General features: G+C 70.7%; 5 protein-coding genes. All 5 read right to left on the bottom strand.

From position 1 onward, the window contains the following. Window positions 1–42: 42 nt before the first annotated feature. Genes AC3WR5_RS19440 through AC3WR5_RS19420 form a run of 5 tightly spaced genes read right to left on the bottom strand, consistent with a single transcriptional unit; the run spans window position 43 to window position 18033 of the window. Complete coding sequence (locus AC3WR5_RS19440) at window positions 43–1050, bottom strand: GNAT family N-acetyltransferase (RefSeq protein ID WP_492486427.1); 1008 nt, start codon at window positions 1048–1050, stop codon at window positions 43–45. Further along, complete coding sequence (locus AC3WR5_RS19435) at window positions 1037–1639, bottom strand: helix-turn-helix domain-containing protein (protein ID WP_492486426.1); 603 nt, start codon at window positions 1637–1639, stop codon at window positions 1037–1039. The genes AC3WR5_RS19440 and AC3WR5_RS19435 overlap by 14 nt, the downstream gene beginning before the upstream one ends. 60 nt (window positions 1640–1699) lie before the next feature. After that, window positions 1700–2479 (bottom strand): SapC family protein, encoded by a 780-nt coding sequence (locus AC3WR5_RS19430; protein ID WP_492486424.1) that lies wholly within the window; start codon window positions 2477–2479, stop codon window positions 1700–1702. Then, a complete protein-coding gene (locus tag AC3WR5_RS19425) occupies window positions 2476–16284 on the bottom strand; it encodes a filamentous hemagglutinin N-terminal domain-containing protein (RefSeq protein WP_492486422.1) in 13809 nt (4602 codons plus the stop codon). Before AC3WR5_RS19425 ends, AC3WR5_RS19430 begins: the two co-directional genes overlap by 4 nt. An 18-nt stretch (window positions 16285–16302) precedes the next feature. Next, window positions 16303–18033, bottom strand: coding sequence for a ShlB/FhaC/HecB family hemolysin secretion/activation protein (locus tag AC3WR5_RS19420; protein ID WP_492486420.1), 1731 nt, complete (start codon window positions 18031–18033; stop codon window positions 16303–16305). Window positions 18034–18099: the final 66 nt, after the last annotated feature.

Below are 18099 nucleotides of genomic sequence, written 5' to 3'. Positions count from 1 at the left end.
AAGTGATCGGCGGCACGCCAAGGCGTGGACCGGTTTGGCGCCTCAATCGTCCAGCGCCAATCCCAGGCACACCGATTCCGCCCGCCCGACATATCGCCCCCATGGCGCGCATTCGGTGAACCCCCGCGCCGCATAAAACCGCAGCGCCCGTGTGTTCGCGCGGCGGGTTTCGAGGCGCAGTTCGCGGAAGCCTTGGGTCCAGGCTTCGTGGCTCAACCAGGCCAGGACGGCTTGGCCGATGCCGCGGCTGGATTCGCTGGCGTACATGCGCTTGATCTCCGCGCAGCGGGTCGGCCCTTCTGCTGCGGGCAACAGGAGCGGGCGGAAGGCGCCGCAGCCGATGGCCTTGCCTTCGCCATTCCAGGCGAGGGCGAAGGCGCTGCTGGTGGGCGACCAGTCGGCCAGGCCGGCGCGGCCGTCTGAGCCGTACTTGCGCAGCAATTCTGCGGAGAGGGCGTCGAGCAGCGCTTGTGCTTCGGGCGCCTCCGGTGTGCTGGGGCGGACCTGCAGCCCGGCGGTGCCCAGGCGCTTGAACATCACGCGTGTCGCCCCTGCGCCGCCTTCGGCCGTCTTGGCGTAGTCCGGGATGAAACCGCAGCGCTGGTAGCCGCGCTGCCAGTACAGACCTTCGGCGGGGCTGGCGCGCCAGGTGTCCAGCACGATCAGGCGCCGGCCGCGGCGGGCCACCTCGGCTTCGGCGGCGTCCATCAGCCGGCTGGCGATGCCGGCGCGGCGGGCCTCCGGATGCACCATCAGCTTGACCAGGTCCACCCGGTGCGCGCCGTTCTCCGGCTGTTGCCAGACGACCTGCACGCTGCCGACCACGCGGCCCTGCTGAAGCGCCCACCAGCCGCTGCGCTCGCCGCGCGCCGCCGCCTGGCTGCAGTTGCACCAGAAGGCGAGCGCAGTTTCTTCGCCTGGCGTGTTGACCCAGCCGATGCTGGCGCCGGCGGCCACGCTGGACTGCAGCAAGGCTGCAAGCTGGTCCAGTTGCACGGGCGTCAGTTCCGCCGGCCAGGCTTCGATGCGGGTGACTTCAGCTGCTGACATGGCAGATCGCGATCAGGTAGTGGGCCGGCTCGCTGCCGGTGGACTGGAAGCGCGAGCTGCCCCACAGGCGGTAGCGCAGGCTGTCGCCGGGCTGCAGCGGGTGGGCCTGGTCCTGCAGCGTCAGCGTCAGGCCGCCGGACTGCAGCCACAGGTGGTGCTCCAGCCCCTGCACGCTGGGTTGCTCGTACAGCACGCTGGCGCCGGGCGGCAGCTCGCCCTCGATCAGCTCGCCGACAAAGCCCGCGCCGGGCGGCGAGACCATGCGGCGCCGGAAACCCGTCTCCGGGTCCACCCACAAGGCTTGCTCGCTGCGCGGCAGTGGCCGCACCGGCGCGTTTTCCAGCTCGGCCAGCAGGCGCGACATCGGCAGCCCGTAAGCCGCGCACAGCCGGTTCAGCAGGCTGGCGCTCGGGCTGGTTTCGCCACGCTCCAGGCGCGACAGCGTCGCCCGGCTGATGCCGGTGCGCTGGGCCAGGTCGTCCAGTGACCATTGCTGGCGCTGGCGCAGGCTGGCCAGGCGTTCGGACAGGCGCTGGTCCAGCGTGTCCTCGGTCGTGGTGTCAGGTGGGTTCTCAGAATTGATCGCCATTTCCCGATTGTGGAACAAATTCCATGAATTGGGAAATCCTCCCAATCAAGAGAATGAGGGTCAATGACGCATGGTGCCGGCGGGCAGGCCAGGGATGGGTGGCGCGGCCTCACGTGCCAGGTCGATCAGCGTGCGCCAGTTGTCCAGCGACTGCAGGTGGGCGTAGACCGGGGCCAGCCAGCCCTTGTCGCGCCACTGCGCCAGCGTCTCCGCCGGCAGCTGGTTGAAGCGGGCTTCGTCGATGACCTGGAAGCCGTCCAGGCGCAGGGGGCGGCCGTCGTGCAGCGTGATGTCGGCATGCCGGTCCACCAGCAGGCCGGCGTCGGCCACGGCCTGGCAGAAGGCCTGCGTCAGCAGGTGATGGGCCTGGTAGTCGCGGCAGAAGGCCAGTGCGCTGCGGGTCATCGCGGTGGGTTGGCCTTCGCTGTCGAAGAGCGCGGGCGCATCGGCGCCGACCGCCACGGTGGCGGCTTCGTCAATGCACAGCGTGAGTTCCTGGCGTGCACTGTCCTCCAGGAAGATGAAGGGGTAGCGGCGCAGGTAGGCCGGCACATGCGGGCCGGCCAGCCAGCGGCCGCCGGCGTCCACGCACAGGTTCTGCCGCGCGCGCAGGCCCAGCACTGCGCTGGCCTGCGGCAAGGCGTCCCCGGTGAAGACGATGGGCAGCCGGCGGCCGGTGGCGGCCATCTCGGCCGCCAACAGCGGCACGGCATTGGCCTCGGCGGCAAAGCCGTAGAGGCCGTTGCCGGCGAAGCCCAGGCCGCTGTGCAGGCCGGGCTGCAGCACCCGGGGCTGGCGGTAGAGCAGGGGCAGCGATGCGGCTGCAGCGTGTTGCGTCATGGCTTCTTCTTCTTTTCTTCGTCGGTGTTGCCGCCGCCGTTCTCTGCGTTGCCGTTGCCGGGCAGGCCTGGCAGCAGGTTAGGCGAGAGGGCGGCGCTCAGCGTCAGCACCTGCGGCGCGGCGTACACGCCCAGCGCGTTCGGCGCCAGGCCGGCGCTGGTCACCACCTGGGTGAACAGCGAATTGGCGCCCGGCGTGCTGGGCACCACGCTGACCGGCACCGTGGTGGCCACCAGCCGGTTGATGACCTCCACCGGGCCCCAGGGCGTGCCATTGATGAAGTACGGTGCGTTGACCAGCGCGCTGTCTATCATCGAGGCCACGACCGCGCCGCCCTTGCCATTGACGCGGCCGAAGAGGGTGGCCGAGGTGGCGTCGGTCACCGTCAGGCTGGCGACGTCGATCTGGTGCGCGCTGTTGCCGTCGTCCAGGCCGATCAGCAAGGCACCGGCCGTGCTGCTGTAGGGCAGGCCGCTGCCAGCCACCGGGCCGTGGCCGGCGGCCAGCGTCAGGTGCGTGGCCGGGCCGCTGAGGCCGCTGATGGTGATCGTGCCTTCGGTTTCGATCAGCGCTTCGCCGCTGGGCAGGCTGGCCGGCGCCGCGAGCGTGATCGGCCCCTTGGCCACCCGCACCGAGGCCGGCAGCACGATGCCTGCGCCGCCGCTCTGCGTGAAGCCGGTGGCGGCCTGCACGTTGGCCTGCGAGGCAAAGCTTGCGGTGCCGGCGCTGTCGGTGTTGACCAGCGCGAGCGCGCCATTGGTGGCCGTGACCGCCTGGGCGAAGCTCAGGCTGCCGCTGCTCAGGTTCAGGCCACCTGCGCCATCGGCCGTGAGCGTGCCGAGGAAACGCGTCAGCCCACCGGTGTTGACGCTGACCTGGTCGGCATGCACGTTGCCGGAGAAGTCCAGCGTGGTGCCGGCATGCACCGTCAGCGCGCCCAGCACGCTGCTGGCGCCCACCGCGCCGCCCAGCGCAATCGCGCCTGCGTCGCTGCTCAGCGTCAGGTTGGCGTGGCTGGTGCTGTCCACGGTCGAGCCCAGGGTCAGCCCGCCCGCGCTGCTGTGCAGCACGGTGTCGCCAGCCAGCTGGACGGCGCCTGCGTACTGCTGGTCACCCAGCGTTGTGACATCGCCACCCAGCGCGCTGCTGCCGCTGACGGCCAGGCCGGCCAGCGCCTGCTGGGCGCCCAGCGCGCCAAGGCTGGCGTCGCCCACGATGTTCAGCTGGTGCGCGCCATCGGCGCCGGCTGCCAGGTTGACGCTGCTGCCGGTGAGCGTGGTGTCGGCGCCCAGCACTGCGCGTTCGCCCCAGCTTTGCGCGCCGGTGGTGTCGACCGAGCCGCCGTTCAGCGCCAGCGTGCCGGCCGCGTCGGTGCTGACCGATGCCGCCTGCACGGCGCCGCCCAGCGTGGTGGCGCCGCTGCTGTCCAGCTGCAGCGCGCCCAGGCGGGTGGCCTGGCCGACCGGGCCGGCCAGCGTGATCGCGCCGCTGCCGGTGCTGATCGTCAGCGCCGCGGTGCCGTCGACCGAGGCGATGCCAGGGCCGCGGTTCCGGCTGGCGCTGGCCGCGTTGGCGGCTGCCAGGGTGACGTCGCCCCCCTCTGTTTGCAGCGACTGGTCGGCCGTCAGCGTGACGCTGCCGCCATAGGTCTGCGAGCCAACGGTGTGGATGCTGCCGCCCAGCAGCGTGGCCGCGCCGCTGATCGACAGGCCGGCCAGCGCCTGCTGGGTGCCCAGCTCGCCCAGCGTGGCCTCGCCCGCGATGTTCAGCTGGTGCGCGCCATCGGCCCCGGCTGCCAGGTTGATGCTGCTGCCAGTGAGCGTGGTGTCTGCGCCCAGCACCGCGCGCTCGCCCCAGCTTTGCGTGCCTGTGGTGTTGACCGAGCCGCCATTCAGCGCCAGCGTGCCCGCTGCATCGGTGCTGACCGAAGCGGCCTGCACGGTGCTGGCGAAGGTGGTGGCGCCGCTGCTGTTGACCGTCAGTGCGCCCAGGCCGGTGGTCTGGCCGACGGCGCTGGCGAAACTCGCATCGCCGCTGCCGGCGTTGACCGTCAGCGCTTGCGCCCCGTTGATGCTGCTGTCAAAGGCCACGCCTTGCCCGCTCAAGGTGCTGGCAGAGGCCAGCGTGACCGCGCCGGCATAGTGCTGAGCGCCGCTGGTGCTGACATTGCCGCCCAGCTGCGCAGCGCCGTTGACCGTCAGCGTGCTCAGCGCGGTGTTGCCACCCACGCTGGCCAGCGTCGTGAGGCCGCTGCCGGCATTGACCGTCAGCGCATGCGCGCCGTCCAGGCTGCCGGCGAAGCTGATTGCGCCATTGTTCGTCGTGATGCTGGTGTCGGCGGACAGTGTGGTGGCGCCGCTCACCGTCAGCGAAGCCAGGTTGGTGAGGCTGTCGCCCAGGCTTACCGTGCTGCCTTGCAGGCTGGCCGCGAAGCCGCCTGCGGTCAGCGTGCCGTCCAGCACCAGCGCGCCGCTGCGGGCCAGCAGGCTGCGGTCGCCGGCCAGCGTGGTGCTGCCATGCAGCGCAATCGCGCTGCCGCTGAGGTCGCCGTTCAGCGTGGTGGTGCCGGTGTAGCTTTGCGCGCCGCTGCTGCTCACGCCCTGCACGCTGATGTGCTGGCCCTGCAGCGTCACGTTGCCGGCCTGCGTGATCGCATGGGCCACGCTCACATCGCCGCCGGTGCTGGTGAGCGACAGGCTGCCGCCGTTGCCGGCCGAAAGGCCGGTGGCGCTGGTGATGTTGCCGCTACCGGCCACCGAGATGCTGCCGTCGGCGGTGCTGAGCTGGCCCAGCGTGACCGCAGCGGTCGGCGCCAGCCAGATGTCGCCCGTGCCGCTGACCTGGGCCGAGACCAGCGCGGCGCTGGTGCCGAAGGTTTGGCCCGCGCTGCCGATGCCGTTGGCGCTGGCCAGGTTCAGCGTGTGGCTGGTCAGCGTGGCCGCGCCGCTGGTCAGTGCGCCGTGGCTGGCCGTCAGGTTGATCGTGCCGTTGCTGCCGGCATTCACCGTGGCCACCGTCAGGTCGCCATTGCCCGCCGTCAGCGATACGGTGCGGCTGGTGCCGCCTGCCACGACCGAGCTGGCGCTCAGGCCGTTGCTGCTGCTGGCGCTGATGTCGCCGTTGGTCGTGGCAAGCGTGGTGCTGGCTAGCGTGCCGGTGTTGTTGACCGTCAACGCGCCGGTGCCGGTGAGCTGTGCGTCCAGGCTGCCCACGGCGGTCGTCAGCTGCGTGCTGCCGCCTGCCGCGCCGCTGCGCAGCACCAGGCTGCTGGCGTTGACCTGCAGGTTGCGGCCGTTGCCGGAGGTGATGACGTCGGTGCTGCCGCTCAGGCGCACCGCGCCGGTGGTGGTGATGGCGGAGGTTGGCAGCACCAGCGTGCCGCCCGCCGTCAGCGCCAGGTTGCCGCCAGAAAGGTGGATGCCGGCGCTGGCGTCCAGGTCGCCTGCGGTGGCCACATAGGCCGAGCTGCCGCTGCCCAGCGACAGCGCGCTGCCGCCCAGGCTCAGCGTGCCGGTGCCGATGTTGTTCACCGAGACCACGCGGTTGCTGCCGGTGGTGCCCAGCGCACTGATGCTGCCGACATCGAGCTTCACCGGCGTGCCGGCGCCGGTGGCCAGGTTGCTCACCACGCCAATGTCGCCACCGGCCAGCAGGCTGGCACTGTGGCTGCTGACCTGCGTGCCGCTGCCGCTGGCCAGGATGGACCCGGCGGACGACAGGCTGACCGCGCCGTGGCTGGCGCCGGCCGAGACGTTGACCAGCGTCAGGTCGCCGCTGCTGGTGCTGATGCTGACGTCGTTGCCGCTGGCATCGGTTTGTGCTGCCACCAGCGTGGCGGTGGTCGGGCCGGCGGTGCTGAGGGCCACCGCGCCGTTGCTGGCGACGATGACACTCAGCGTCACGCCGCTGGCGTTGTTGTCGTCGATGTAGATGCCGTTGGCGCTGCTGGCGCTGAGCGAACCGGCGGTCGTCTGCAGGCTTTGCGCAGCGCTGCCGACACCGGCGGTGCCGGTCAGGTTGACGCTGGCGCCGGCCACGCGGGTGTTGCGGTTGCCGTCGTCCTGCACCGAGCTGCCAGTGCCGGTGGCGCTCACCGTGACCGAGCCGCTGCCTGCATTCACGTTGCCGAGGATCAGCGCGGTGCCGCCGGTGCTGGTGGTGACCGAGATCGCGCCGCCGCTGGAGCGTGCATTGGCCAGCAGCAGGTCGGCCGAGCTGGTGATGTTGATCGCGCCGCCGTTCGAGTCCACCGAGGACAGCACCGAGGGCGCTGCCGCGTTGAGGTAGATCGCGCCGCCGCCGCTGCTCACCTGCACCCGCTGGCCGCTGGCGGCCATGCGGTTGCTGCTGTCGCCCACGCCGGTCGCGCCGTGCAGGCTGACGTCGAAGCCCTCGACCAGCACGCCCGGGGTGGCGATGATCTTGCCGGCGTTGGCCGACAGGTCCACCGCGTTGAAGCGCGCATTGCTGCCGCCCGAGACGCTGCCCACGGTGATGTCGCCAGCGCTGGCGGTGACCGTGATGTCGTTGCCCAGCGCGTCGGTGGCCGAGCTCATCGCGCTCAGCTTGATGTTGCCGGCCGCGGTGACCCGGGTCGCGCCGTTGTTCACCGCGGTGGTCAGGCCGCCGTTCAGCGTGCCGGTGCTGCTCAGGTAGAGCGAGCCGGTGCCGGTGACGCTGGCGCTGATGGCATTGCCGGCCGAGCCGTTGACCAGCACCGGCGCGAGCTCGGTGCCAATGCCGTTGGCCGCGCTCAGCGTGATGGCCGCGCTGGACGAGCCACCGGCCAGCGTGCTGCTGCCGGCCAGGATGCTGCCGCCGCTGGCGGTCAGGCTCAGGGTCTTGTTGCTGCCGTAGCTCAGGCTGCCCAGCGTCAGGTCGCCGCTGCTGGCGGTCACCGCCAGGTCGCCCGAGGTGCTGAGGCTGCCCAGGCTGAGCGAGCCGGCCTGGCGCAGGAACAAGCCGCCGCTGCCGCTGCTGGCCGTCACGCTGTCCACCGCCAGGGCCAGCGTGCTGCCGCTGCTGCCGATGTGGCTGCTGCTGCCGTAGGACTGCAGCGTCAGGTTGCCGGCGGTGATCAGCGAGCTGCCGTTGATGGCGTCGATGTTGCCGTCGCCGCTGCTCAGGTAGGCCTGCAGCAGCACCGCGCCGCTGCCGGCGTTCAGGCTGCCGATGCTCAACGAGCCAATGCCCAGGTAGGTGAAGTCCACGCCCGTGCTGTCGCTCAGCGTGCTCAGCGTGGTGAGGTTGCCGCTGTCGCTGGCGCTGAAGCTGAGGCCGCTGGCAATCACGCTCAGCGTGCCGCTGCTGCCGGTGCCGGTGTAGTTGGTGCGGTCGATGCTCAGCGTGCTGAGGTCGGCCGCGTCGGTCACGTAGATGCTGCCGGGCGTGTTGAGCGTGAGCTGCGGCGTGTTGAGGTTCAGGCGCGTGCCGCTGCTGCCAATGCCGTTGCCGGTGCCGTAGCGGGCCGACAGGTTCACGCTGGTGCCGGTGATGGCGTTGCTGCCGTTGATGCCGGTGATGCTGCCTTGCGACGAGCTCGCCGTCACGGCGCCGCCGCTGGTCACGGTGCCCAGCGACAGCGTGTAGCCGCTGCTCAGCGTGACGGCCGCCGGGGCCGTCACCGAGCTGGCCGCCAGGTTGTAGCTCTCGCTGATGGCGATGCTGCCGCTGGCGCCGTGCGCCGCGCTGGCCGAGGCCGTCATCGTGGTGGTGCCGCCGCCATTGGCCGACAGGCCGACGGCGCTGGTGTTGCCGATGGAGCCGCTTGCGGTCAGGGCCACCGTGGTGGTGTTGTAGATCGAGCCGCTGAGGATGGAGCCGCCCTGGTTGTCGATGCTGACGGCGTTGCCGCCGGCATTGATCGAGCCCAGTGCAATGTCGCCAACGTCGTTGGCCATGTTGATGCCGCCGGTGGCGCTGATGCTGCCCAGCGTGGTGCGGCCATGCAGCGCCAGGTTCACGCCGCCGCCCTGCGCGGTAGCGCTGACGCTGTTGACCGTGGCGTCGATGCCATTGCCGCTGCCGCTGGCGCCCACGGCGCCGCCGTAGCTCACCATGCTCAGCGAGGCCGCCTGCACCTGGGTGTTGGGGTCGCCATCGCCGAGGATGCCGCCGCTGCTGGTGCCGGTCAGCGCCACCGTGCCAGTGCTGCCGAGGTCCAGGCTGCCGACCTGCATCGCCCGGTCGCTGGTGAAGCTGAAGGCCAGGCCCTGTGTGTCGTCCAGGCTGGTCAGCGCGGTGCCGGTCACGCTGTCGGTGGCGCTGAAGAGCTGGTAGGCCGCGCCGCTGATGGGGGTCGAGACAATGCTGTAGGTGCCGCCGTAGCCCACCGGGTGCGTGGTGTTGATGGCCAGCCGGTCGATGTGGGTGTCGGACTCGACGTTCAGCGCGCCGGTCACATTGAAGCTGACCAGCGGTGCCGTCAGGTGGATGGGGCTGCCCACGCTGCCGATGGCGCCGCCGTTGCTGGCATAGAAGGTGGCGCTGCCGGCGGTGATGCGGTGGCTGCTGTCGGCATCGCCGAGGATGTCGCCGGCGCTGGTCAGGCTCACGGTGCCCGAGGCGGTGACATCGACCACGTCCACCGCCTGGTCGCGCCGCGTGCTCAGCGAGAAGTTCAGGCCGGTGCTGTCGGCCACGTTGTTGAGGTGGGTCGTGCCGTTGTCGCTGATGTCGAAGCTCAGCGAGGGCGCCGTCACCTGGTAGACCGGGGCCGTGCCGCCAGTGGTCTGCGAGCTGGTCAGCGACAGGCTGCTCAGATCCTGCGCATTGTCGGCAAAGGCGTTGGCGCCGGTGGCGATGGCCAGGCCCAGTGCATCGGTCTGCATGCGGGTGCCGCTGCCGCCGGCCGCGCCCACCGAGCCGCTGGCCGACAGCGTGATGCTGCTGGCCGTCAGCAGGCTGGTGCCGTCATTGGTGATGGCAGTGCCACTGCCGGTGCTGTAGAGCCCCAGTGCGCGCCCGGCCTGGGCGTTGACGCTGCCCAGGTTCAAGGCCACGTCGGTGCTCAGCGTGAAGTCCAGGCCGCTGCTGTCGAGCAGGTTGGCCAGGTGGTACTGGTTGCCGCCCACGCTGTCGCTGAGGTTCAGCGTGAGCCGCGGTGCGGTCACCGAGATGGTGTTCTGCACGCCCGGCGTGCCGTGCGTGGAGGTCATCGTCAGCGCGTACAGGTCGGACGCGTTGGCCACGTCGATGTCGGCACGCGAGACCAGCGTCAGCCGGCGCACGTCGGTCAGCACCGTGCCGCTGGCGCCGATGGACTGGTTGGCGCTGAGCTTCAGCGTTGGCGTGGTGAACAGGCCACCGCTGCCCTGCAGCAGCGAGCCGCTATTGGTTGCCACGTCGGCCGAGCTGCCGACGCTGTTGGCCAGCAGGCTGAGGTTGCCATTGTTCGAGAGGTACAGCGTGGAGCTGAGGCTGCTGGCCAGCGTGCTGGCTGCCGTGTACAGCGGCGTGCTGCCCTGGTAGCCGAAGGCGCTGCCGCCGTTCAGGCTCAGGTCGCCGGTGGTGATGCTGGGGCTGCCGGCATTGGCACCGCTGCCGCCCTGGATGTAGCTGCTGCTGTTGAGCTTGACCTTGCCGCCGGCGCCGGTGTTGACGCTGCTGGCGGTGATCACGCGGTCGGCCTTGAGCGTCAGGTCCAGGCCGCTCTGCGAGATGTTGGCCAGCTGGAAGGCGTTGTTGCCCAGGGTGTCGCTGATGCTGAAGGTCAACCCGGTCGAGCTGATGCTGTAGCTCTGGGTGCTGGCGCCGCTGGTGTTGTGCCGGGCATCCAGGGCGAGACTGGTCAGTGTGGTGCTGTTGGACACGCTGACATTGCCGCCGGTGGCGATGCTCAGGTTCTTGGTGTTGGTGCTGAGCGTGGCGCCCGCGCCCACGCCGCCGTTGTAGCCCGTGGCCGACAGCGTGACGGTGCCACCGGTCAAGCTGCCGCTGCTGCGGTTGATTTGTGCGGCGGTGCCGGTGGGCGCGCTGCGCGAGGTCAGCGAGATCGAGCCCGTGGTGCTGGTGCCGGCGTCTATGGTGGCCAGGCTCAGGGCCCTGTCCACGCTGTAGCTGAAGTCCATCGCGCCGGAAACGGCCAGCCCGATGCTTTGGGCGGCGCCGTCGGTGATCGCGAAGCTGTTGAGGTTGCCGGCGCTGACGCCGTAGCCGTAGGTGGCTGTGGAGACGCCGTGCGTCAGCGTCATGTCCAGCTTGGCGAGGTTCTGGGCGTCGCTGACGTAGACATCGGCGCTGCCGTTCAGGATCACGGTGGGCGAGTCGACGCGCAAGGCCGTGCCGCTGCTGCCAATCGAGCCGCCGCCGGCCGTGCTGGAGGTGGCGGTCAGCAGCACGCGGTTGCCGGCAATGGTGCCGGTGCCGCTGTCGCTGCTGATGTTGCTGTTGGCGCCGCCGCCGCTGGTGGCGAGCGTCACGTCGCCGGTGGCCGTGATGGCGCCGACCTGGATGTTCTTGTTGGTGCTGAAGCTGGTGTTGGTGAGCGCCGTGCCGCTGAAATCCAGGCTTTGCGTGCTGCCGCTGTCGGTGATGCCAAAGGTCTGGCCCGCAGCGGTGATGTCGAACACGCTGGCGGTGCCGGCGGCAGTGGTGGTGTTGGTGCTGGTCAGCGTCAGGTTGGCCAAGGCGCTGTCGTCGGCCACATACATGTTGCGGCCTGCGCTGGCGGTCAGCGAGGTCGTGCCCTGCAGCGCGATGGCATTGGTGCTGGTGCCGATGGCATAGGCGCTGCCGGCGGTGAGGCCCACGGTGCCGGCGGCAATGTAGGAACCGGAGGCCGCGTCGTTACCGATGTCGGTGGTCGAAGTGAGCGTGGCCGAGCCGGCGGCGCCCAGGTCGAGCTGGCCGACCTTGACGCTGCGCTGGCCGCTGAAGCTGAAGGCCAGCGGCGTGCTGCTGCTGACCTGCTGCAGGTCGTGGCTGCCGGCATCCTCGCTGATCACCACGCTCTGGCCCGCGGCCGTGCCGATGCTGATCGTGCCCGCAGAGCTGGCCGAGCGCGTGAGGCTCAGCGTGTCCAGCGTGGCGCTGTCGTTCACCGCCACATCGGTCTTGGCGCTGACCAGCAGCTTGGGCGTGGCGACGTTCAGCGCCGCGCCGCTGCTGCCCACGCTGCCGAGCGCCGCGGCCAGCGTGACCTGGTTGCCGCTGAGGCCGGTGCCGGTGTTGGCATCGTCCAGGATGCTGCCGCTGCTGGCGGTAACGGCGATGGCGCCCGGTGCGCTCAGCGTGCCCAGGCTCACGTTGCCGCTGCTCTGGGTGTGGGTGATGCCGCCGCTGCTCGTGGCCACGCTGGCCAGCAGCAGCGCGCCGCTGTCGCGCAGGAAAATGTCGCTGCCGGCACTGGCGCTGAGCGTGCTGCCGGCGGTGCTGGTCATCACCAGCGGTGCGCTGCTGGTGCCGATGCCCTTGGCGGCATTCAGCGTCAGGCTGCCGGTGCCAAAGCCGATGCTGTAACCGATGGGGCTGTAGATCGCGCCCTGCGCCGAGGTGAGGCTCACCGCCTGGTTGGTGGCGGTGAGGTAGCCGCCGAGCGACACATCGCCTTCGAGCGCGTTGATCACCACGGCGCCGGTGGCGGTGATCGTGCCCAGGGTCAGCGTGCTGGTGGTGTTGGTGCTGCCGGTGGGCATGGGCACTTCCACATACACACCGCCGGCCGTGGCGCTGGCCGCCAGCGTGCCGGTGACCACGTCCATGTGCTCGCTGTCGCTGGCGCCGACGGCGCTGCCGGCCAGCGTGGTGCTGTTGGCCAGCACGCGGGTGTTCTTGTCGCCGTCGTCCTTGATCGCGCCGCCGGTGGAGGCGAAGCGTGCGGTGCCGGTGTTGGTCAGGTTGATCGTGCCCAGCGTGATGTCGCGGTCGCTGGTGAAGCTCAGCGACAGCGAGGAGTTGTCGGTCAGCGTGCTCACCAGGTGGCCCGCCGCAGAGTCGGTGACCGCCAGCTTCAGCGACGGCGCGGTGATGGCCATGCCGTAGCTGGTGCTCGCGTCCGGGTGCGAGCTGGCGATGGTCAGCGAGCTGAGGTCGGCAATGTCGCTGACGTAGAGGTCGCCGCGCGTGGTCAGCACCAGGCTGCCGGCGTTGGCGCCCATCGGGTGCAGCGAGCTGCCGATGCTGCCGGCCGTCGCGCTCAGCGTCAGCGTGCTGCCGGCGGTGATGCGGCTTTTGGCATTGCCGTCGTCCACCAGGTTGCCCTGCGTCGCCGTCAGGCTCACCGAGCCTGCGCCCTGCACCTGCCCAATGATGGCGCCCTGGTCACCGCTGAAGGCCAGCGAGCTCAGCGGCACGCCCACCAGGCGGTTCAGCGTGTACTGGCTGCCGTTGTCGGTGACGTCGAAGCTCAGGTAGTCGGAGCTGACCTGCAGCGTGTTGACGCTGCCCGGCGTGGTGTGCCGGTTGGTCACGCTGAGGCTGGTCAGCGTCTTGTCGGCGTTGGCCACATACAGGTCGCCGGTGCTGGTGGCGGCCAGGCCGGTGGCGCTGGTCTGCAGCGCGTGGCTGGCGCTGCCAATGCTGCTGCTGGCGCTGAGCGTTGCCGTGCCGGTGCTGATGCGGGTGTTGCTGTTGCCGTCGTCGAGGATGGCCCCGGCGCTGGCGGTCAGGCTGACCTGGCCGGAGGCCGAGGTGCTGACGTTGCCAACGGTGATGTCGCCGCTGCTGTTGGTGATGCTGACCAGGCTGCTCGGCGTGGCGATGCGGTCCAGCGTGACGGCGCCGGTCTGCGTGATGCTGATGCTGCTGGAGCCCGCCTGCACGTCCAGGTGCGAGGCGGCGGTGCGCACCGAGACGCTGCCGCTGTTGGCGGCGTTCAGCGTCACGGTGTTGCCGGTGATGGCGCCGCTGCTGCCGGAGATCGAGCCGCTCAGCGTGGCCAGGTTCACGTCGCCCAGGCTGCCGGCGTTGACGGTGCCGATGCTCATCGAGCCGGTGCCGGTGGCCGTCACCGTGATGTCGTTGCTGGCCGACGAGGTGCCGGAGCTGAGCGAGGTCAGCGTGCTGCTGCCGCCAACGGTGATGTCGATTGCGCCATTGCCCGAGCTGATGCTGGACAACACGCTGGAGGTGGCCGAGGTGGCGGCGTAGATGCCGCCGGAGGCCGCGCTGGCGCTGAGGGTGCTGGCATTGGTCTGCAGCCGGGTGCCGGCCGAGCCGATGGCGCCGCCGGCGCTGAGCTGCAGCGTGCCGGCGCCGATGCGGGTGGTGGCGTTGCCGTCGTCCAGCAGGCTGCCGCCGCTGGACGTCAGCGCCAGCGTGGCGGTGCCGGCGTTGACGCTGCCGGCGCTCAGGCTGCCGGTGGCGCCGATGGCCGAGCTGCCGGTGGCGTCCAGCCGGTCCAGCGCCAGCGCGCCGGTGTTGGCGACAAACGCGCCGCCGCTGCCGGCGCTGGCCACCAGGTGGCCGGTGCTGGTGTTGATGGCCTGGCCGCTGGTGCCGACCGCGCCGTTGTTGCCGTTGCTGCCCTGCGCGGTGAGCGTGACGCTGCCGGCCGTCAGCGCGGTGCCGGCCGTGCCGGTGAGGTTGCCGCCGCTGCTGCGCAGGTCCAGCGTGCCGCTGCCAACGTTGAGCGTGCCGAGCTGCAGCGAGCGGTCCGATGCGAGGCCGAGGTTCAGGCCCGCGCTCTGGCTGACCTGCGTGACGCCGAGGCTGCTGCCATCGGCGATCTGCAGCAGCAGGTTGGGCGCGCTGACCTGGTAGGCGTTGGCGGTGCTGGGCGCCACGTGGTTGGCGGTGAGCGACAGGCTGGCGAGTTGCGTGTCGCTGCCGGCCACGATGTCGCCACCCGAGGCCAGCGTGAGGTTGGCGGTGTGGGTGTGGATGGCGTTGCCGTTGGCGCCGATCGAGCCGCCTGCGGCGCTGAGGGTGACCGCGCTGCCGCTGAGCAGCGGCGTGCTGCTCGCGGCGTTGCGGATCGAGCCCACCGTGCTCTGCACCGTGACCGCGCCACTGCCGGCGTTGATCGCGCCGGCGAGTTGCACGTCGCCGGTGGCGTTCAGCGTGATGGCGCCGCCGTTGCTGGTCAGCTTGCCGATGTTGCTCAGCGTGCTGCCAATGCCGAAGGCTTCCAGCGTGATGCTGCCGCCTTGCGTGCGCAGCTCGGTGCTGGGGTCGACGAACTGGATGCCGCCGTTCTGCGTGGACTGCAGGCTCACGCTGTGGCCGGCGGTGGTGGCGAAGTTGATCAGGTGGTTCGCCATCGCGTCCACCGTGATCTGGCCGGTGGCCTGCAGCGTGATGTTGCTGCTGCCCGAAAGGCTTTCGAGCAGGCCGCGCGAGACGGTGTTCAGCGTCGCGCCGCTGCCCTGGTTGGCATCGCCCGCGGCCACCGTGGCGTCGGTGGCATTGCCGTCCTGGCTGCCGCCGGAAGCCGAGTCGGTGATGCGCAGGTCGGTCGGGTCCAGCAGCAGGTTGCCGGTGGCGCCGTGCGTGGCGCGCAGGTCCACATTGCCGCTCAGGCCGATGTTCTTCTGGCTGGAGATTTCGGCAAAGCCGCCATTGCCGCCGGCCTCGCCGCCGCGCGCCGAGATGCTGCCGTCGAACACTGTCGTGTCGGCCGACCAGGCGGTGATGCTGCCGCCGTCGCCGCGGGCGAGCGCATCGGCCTTCAGGCTGGCGCTGGCTTCGACCGTGGTGGTGTTGCTCTTGCCGGCGTAGCCGCTGGCGCGGCCCTGGCTGCCCAGCGCGATCTCGCCGCCGCCGACCTGGCCGGAGACGTCCAGCAAGGCGCCGGAAACGACGCGCACCGCCTCGCCGGTGACGGTCACATGGCCGCCAGTCTGGCCGGTGGCCGACACGCTGCCGCCCACCACCACGCCGCCGTGCTCGCCGCCGCCCTGCCCACCAGCCAGCACAATGCGCCCGCCCTGGTTGCCCACGGTGGTCGCGGCGATCACGCCGCTGGTGTTGATCACGTTGTCGATCACGCCCTGCACCGCGTTGGCCGTCAGCAGCACGCTGCCGCCGTCGGCGCGGATCACGCCGGTGTTGCTGACCAGCGCCGCGACCGGCTGGCCGTTGGCGTCCACCGGGTGTTGCGTGACGGCAGAGCCCGCACTGAAGCTCAGTAAACCGTCGCCCTGGAAGTCCAGCGTGAAGCGCTCGGCGCCGGCCAATGCGATGCGGCCCAGGCGGGCCTGGATCACGCCGCTGTTCTGCACGCTGGGGGCGACCAGCGCGGCCAGGCCGCTGTCCTTGATGCTGATCTGCCCGGCATTGACGATGCCGCCGGTGGCCAGCGGCGAAGGCGTGTTGAAGTTGAAGCGGCCGGCGAGGAAGTCGCGGTCGCTGATGTTCGAAGTGGTGGCCACCAGGCCGCCCACGTCCACCCGCGAGCCGGCGCCGAAGACGATGCCGTTCGGGTTCACCAGCATCACGGTGCCGGTGGCATTGAGCTGGCCGAAGATGGCGCTCGGGTCATTGCCCAGCACGCGGTTCAGCGTCACGCTTTTCAGCGAAGGCTGGATGAAGTTGACCGTCTCGCCAGCGCCGATGTTGAAGCTGTCCCAGTTGATGATGGCCTTGCTGCTGCTCTGCTGGATGTCCAGCGTGGCCGGCACGCTGCTGACGATCTGCACATTGCCGGCCACCACCTGCGCGCCGCTCGGGTTGGCCAGCGCCAGCCCTGGCGATGCGGCAGCGCCGGCCAGCAGCGCCAGCTGCGTGAAGGCCACGCCGTGTCCGCGGTTCAGGTGCCAGCGCAGCGCGCGGCGCACGCGGCGGGGCAGGCGAACGAACAGCAGGTCGCGGGCGAAGCGGGCACGCGCGTCGGGGGCGCGGGAAGTCGGGGTGCGATGGGTCGTCATGGAGGAACCTGCTGAATTTCAGAATTGGGCGCTGAGGGTGGCGAACACGCGGGCGTTGCGGTTGCCCTCGGTTCGCACTTCCGTGCGGAAGGGTTTGGCCATTTCGAGTGCCGCCATCACACCGGGCAGCAGGTTGGCGCGAGCGCCCAGACCCCAGGAGGCAAGGGCGTGAGGCCCGCTGATGGGGTTGCCGTGGGACGTGGCGCGCAGCCGGCCGCCGTCCATGAAGCTGTAGACCTGGGCGCCGTTGGGCAGCGCTGGCATTTCCGGGCTGTAGCGCAGTTCCAGCGCAGCCGCCACGCCCTGGTCGGCAGAGATCTCGCCATCGTTGTAGGCGCGGCCGAAGCTGGCGCCGCCGAGGGCCATCTCCTCGCTGGCCAGCAGGGCCTGCGGCGTCCATTGCGCGGCCATGGTGGCCTGCAGGCTGGTGCGGGCACCGAGCTGCTGCAGGCGCGTCAGTTCGGCGGTCAGCTTGAAGAAGTCGCTGCGGCCATTGACGCGCGAGGCAGTGGGCGCGCCGCGCTCGCTGGCGCCAGCGAAGTCCAGGCCCTTGTGCAGCGTGACGCGGGCGGCGGTGATGCCGTCCCAGGCGTCGGTGAGGTCGTAGCTCAGGCCCACGCGCAGGATGCGCAGGCGGTCGCGCGTGAACGCGGTGCCGGCGATGTCGGTGTCCACGTTGCGGGCCTCGAACTGGCCCACCAGGCGCAGGTTCTCCAGCCGCGAGCGGATCACCGGCTGCGTCACCGTGGCCTGGCCGGAGACCACCTTGCTGCGCACATCCAGCGGGTCCAGCTCCAGCCCGGGGTGCGAGCGCGCCAGCGAGGCGCTGAGGCCGAAGGTGGTGCCGTCATCGCTGAGCAGCGTGTCCCAGCCGCCGGAGACCGAACTGCTGCGGTCGAAATGCAGCGAGCTGTGGGCGCTCAGGGTCAGCCGGTTGGCGCCGCTGCCCAGCGCGTTGAACGCCAGGGCTGCGCCCACTTCGCCGCGGCCCAGGTAAGGCGAGGCGCGGTTGTCGATCGAGGCCGAGCCGTCGAAGGCCTGGCGGGTGGTGCTGACGACCAGCGTCGAGCCGCCCAGCGCGGTGGCCGAAGGCTCCAGCGTGGCGCGCACGGTCAGGCCGGGCAGGTCATTGGCCAGCAGCAGCCGGCGCTCGATCTCGGCCACGCTGATGGGCTTCACGTCCTTCAGCGGCGCCAGCAGGCGCTGCACCGCTGCGGCGGCCGGGCCCACGGCCTCGTCGACCACGATGGTGCTGACGTAGCCCTCGACCACCTGGATGCGGAACACGCCGTCTTCAATCGTCTGCTGCGGCACGATGACGCGGGTGGTGACGTAACCGGCCGAGCGGTAACGCAGCTCCAGTGCCGCCGCGACCTCGAAGGCGCGGGCCACGCTGATGGTCTGGCCCAGCAGCTCGGCATACAGCGCCCGCAGGCTCTCGGCCGGGTAGGCGCTCACGCCGGTGATGTCCACCCGCTGCAGCGTGAAGCGCAATTGCTCGGCCCCCTCCGGTGCACGGGTGGCTGGGGCCTGCGGCACTGCGACGGCGCTACCCGGGGCCGGCGGCACCAGCTGCGGTGGTTTCAATGGCTCTCGGCCGGGCTCGGCGCCGGGCGGCAACTGGGCCGGCACGGCGACCTGGGACCAGGCTGGCGCCAACGGCAGCGCCAAGGCCATGGCCAGCGCCAGCCGGCGCCATTGGAAAACTGCAGTTGCAGGGTGGCGGACGGGGCGGCGGCGAAGGCTCATTCGGTGCGTTGCGGTTGGGTACAGCGGGACCGTGGAGGGGAAAGGGACGGCAGGTTCGGGTCGGTA

The organism is Ideonella sp. FW305-24 (assembly GCF_058788035.1).
Note: the sequence above shows the minus strand (reverse complement) of the source record. Positions and strands in the feature narration are given on the sequence as shown.

Excerpts from the sequence above, each read along its gene's own strand:
- AC3WR5_RS19425 (WP_492486422.1), bottom strand. The coding sequence starts at position 16,284 with ATGACGACCCATCGCACCCCGACTTCCCGCGCCCCCGACGCGCGTGCC.
- AC3WR5_RS19420 (WP_492486420.1), bottom strand. The coding sequence starts at position 18,033 with ATGAGCCTTCGCCGCCGCCCCGTCCGCCACCCTGCAACTGCAGTTTTC.
- AC3WR5_RS19440 (WP_492486427.1), bottom strand. The coding sequence starts at position 1,050 with ATGTCAGCAGCTGAAGTCACCCGCATCGAAGCCTGGCCGGCGGAACTG.
- AC3WR5_RS19435 (WP_492486426.1), bottom strand. The coding sequence starts at position 1,639 with ATGGCGATCAATTCTGAGAACCCACCTGACACCACGACCGAGGACACG.
- AC3WR5_RS19430 (WP_492486424.1), bottom strand. The coding sequence starts at position 2,479 with ATGACGCAACACGCTGCAGCCGCATCGCTGCCCCTGCTCTACCGCCAG.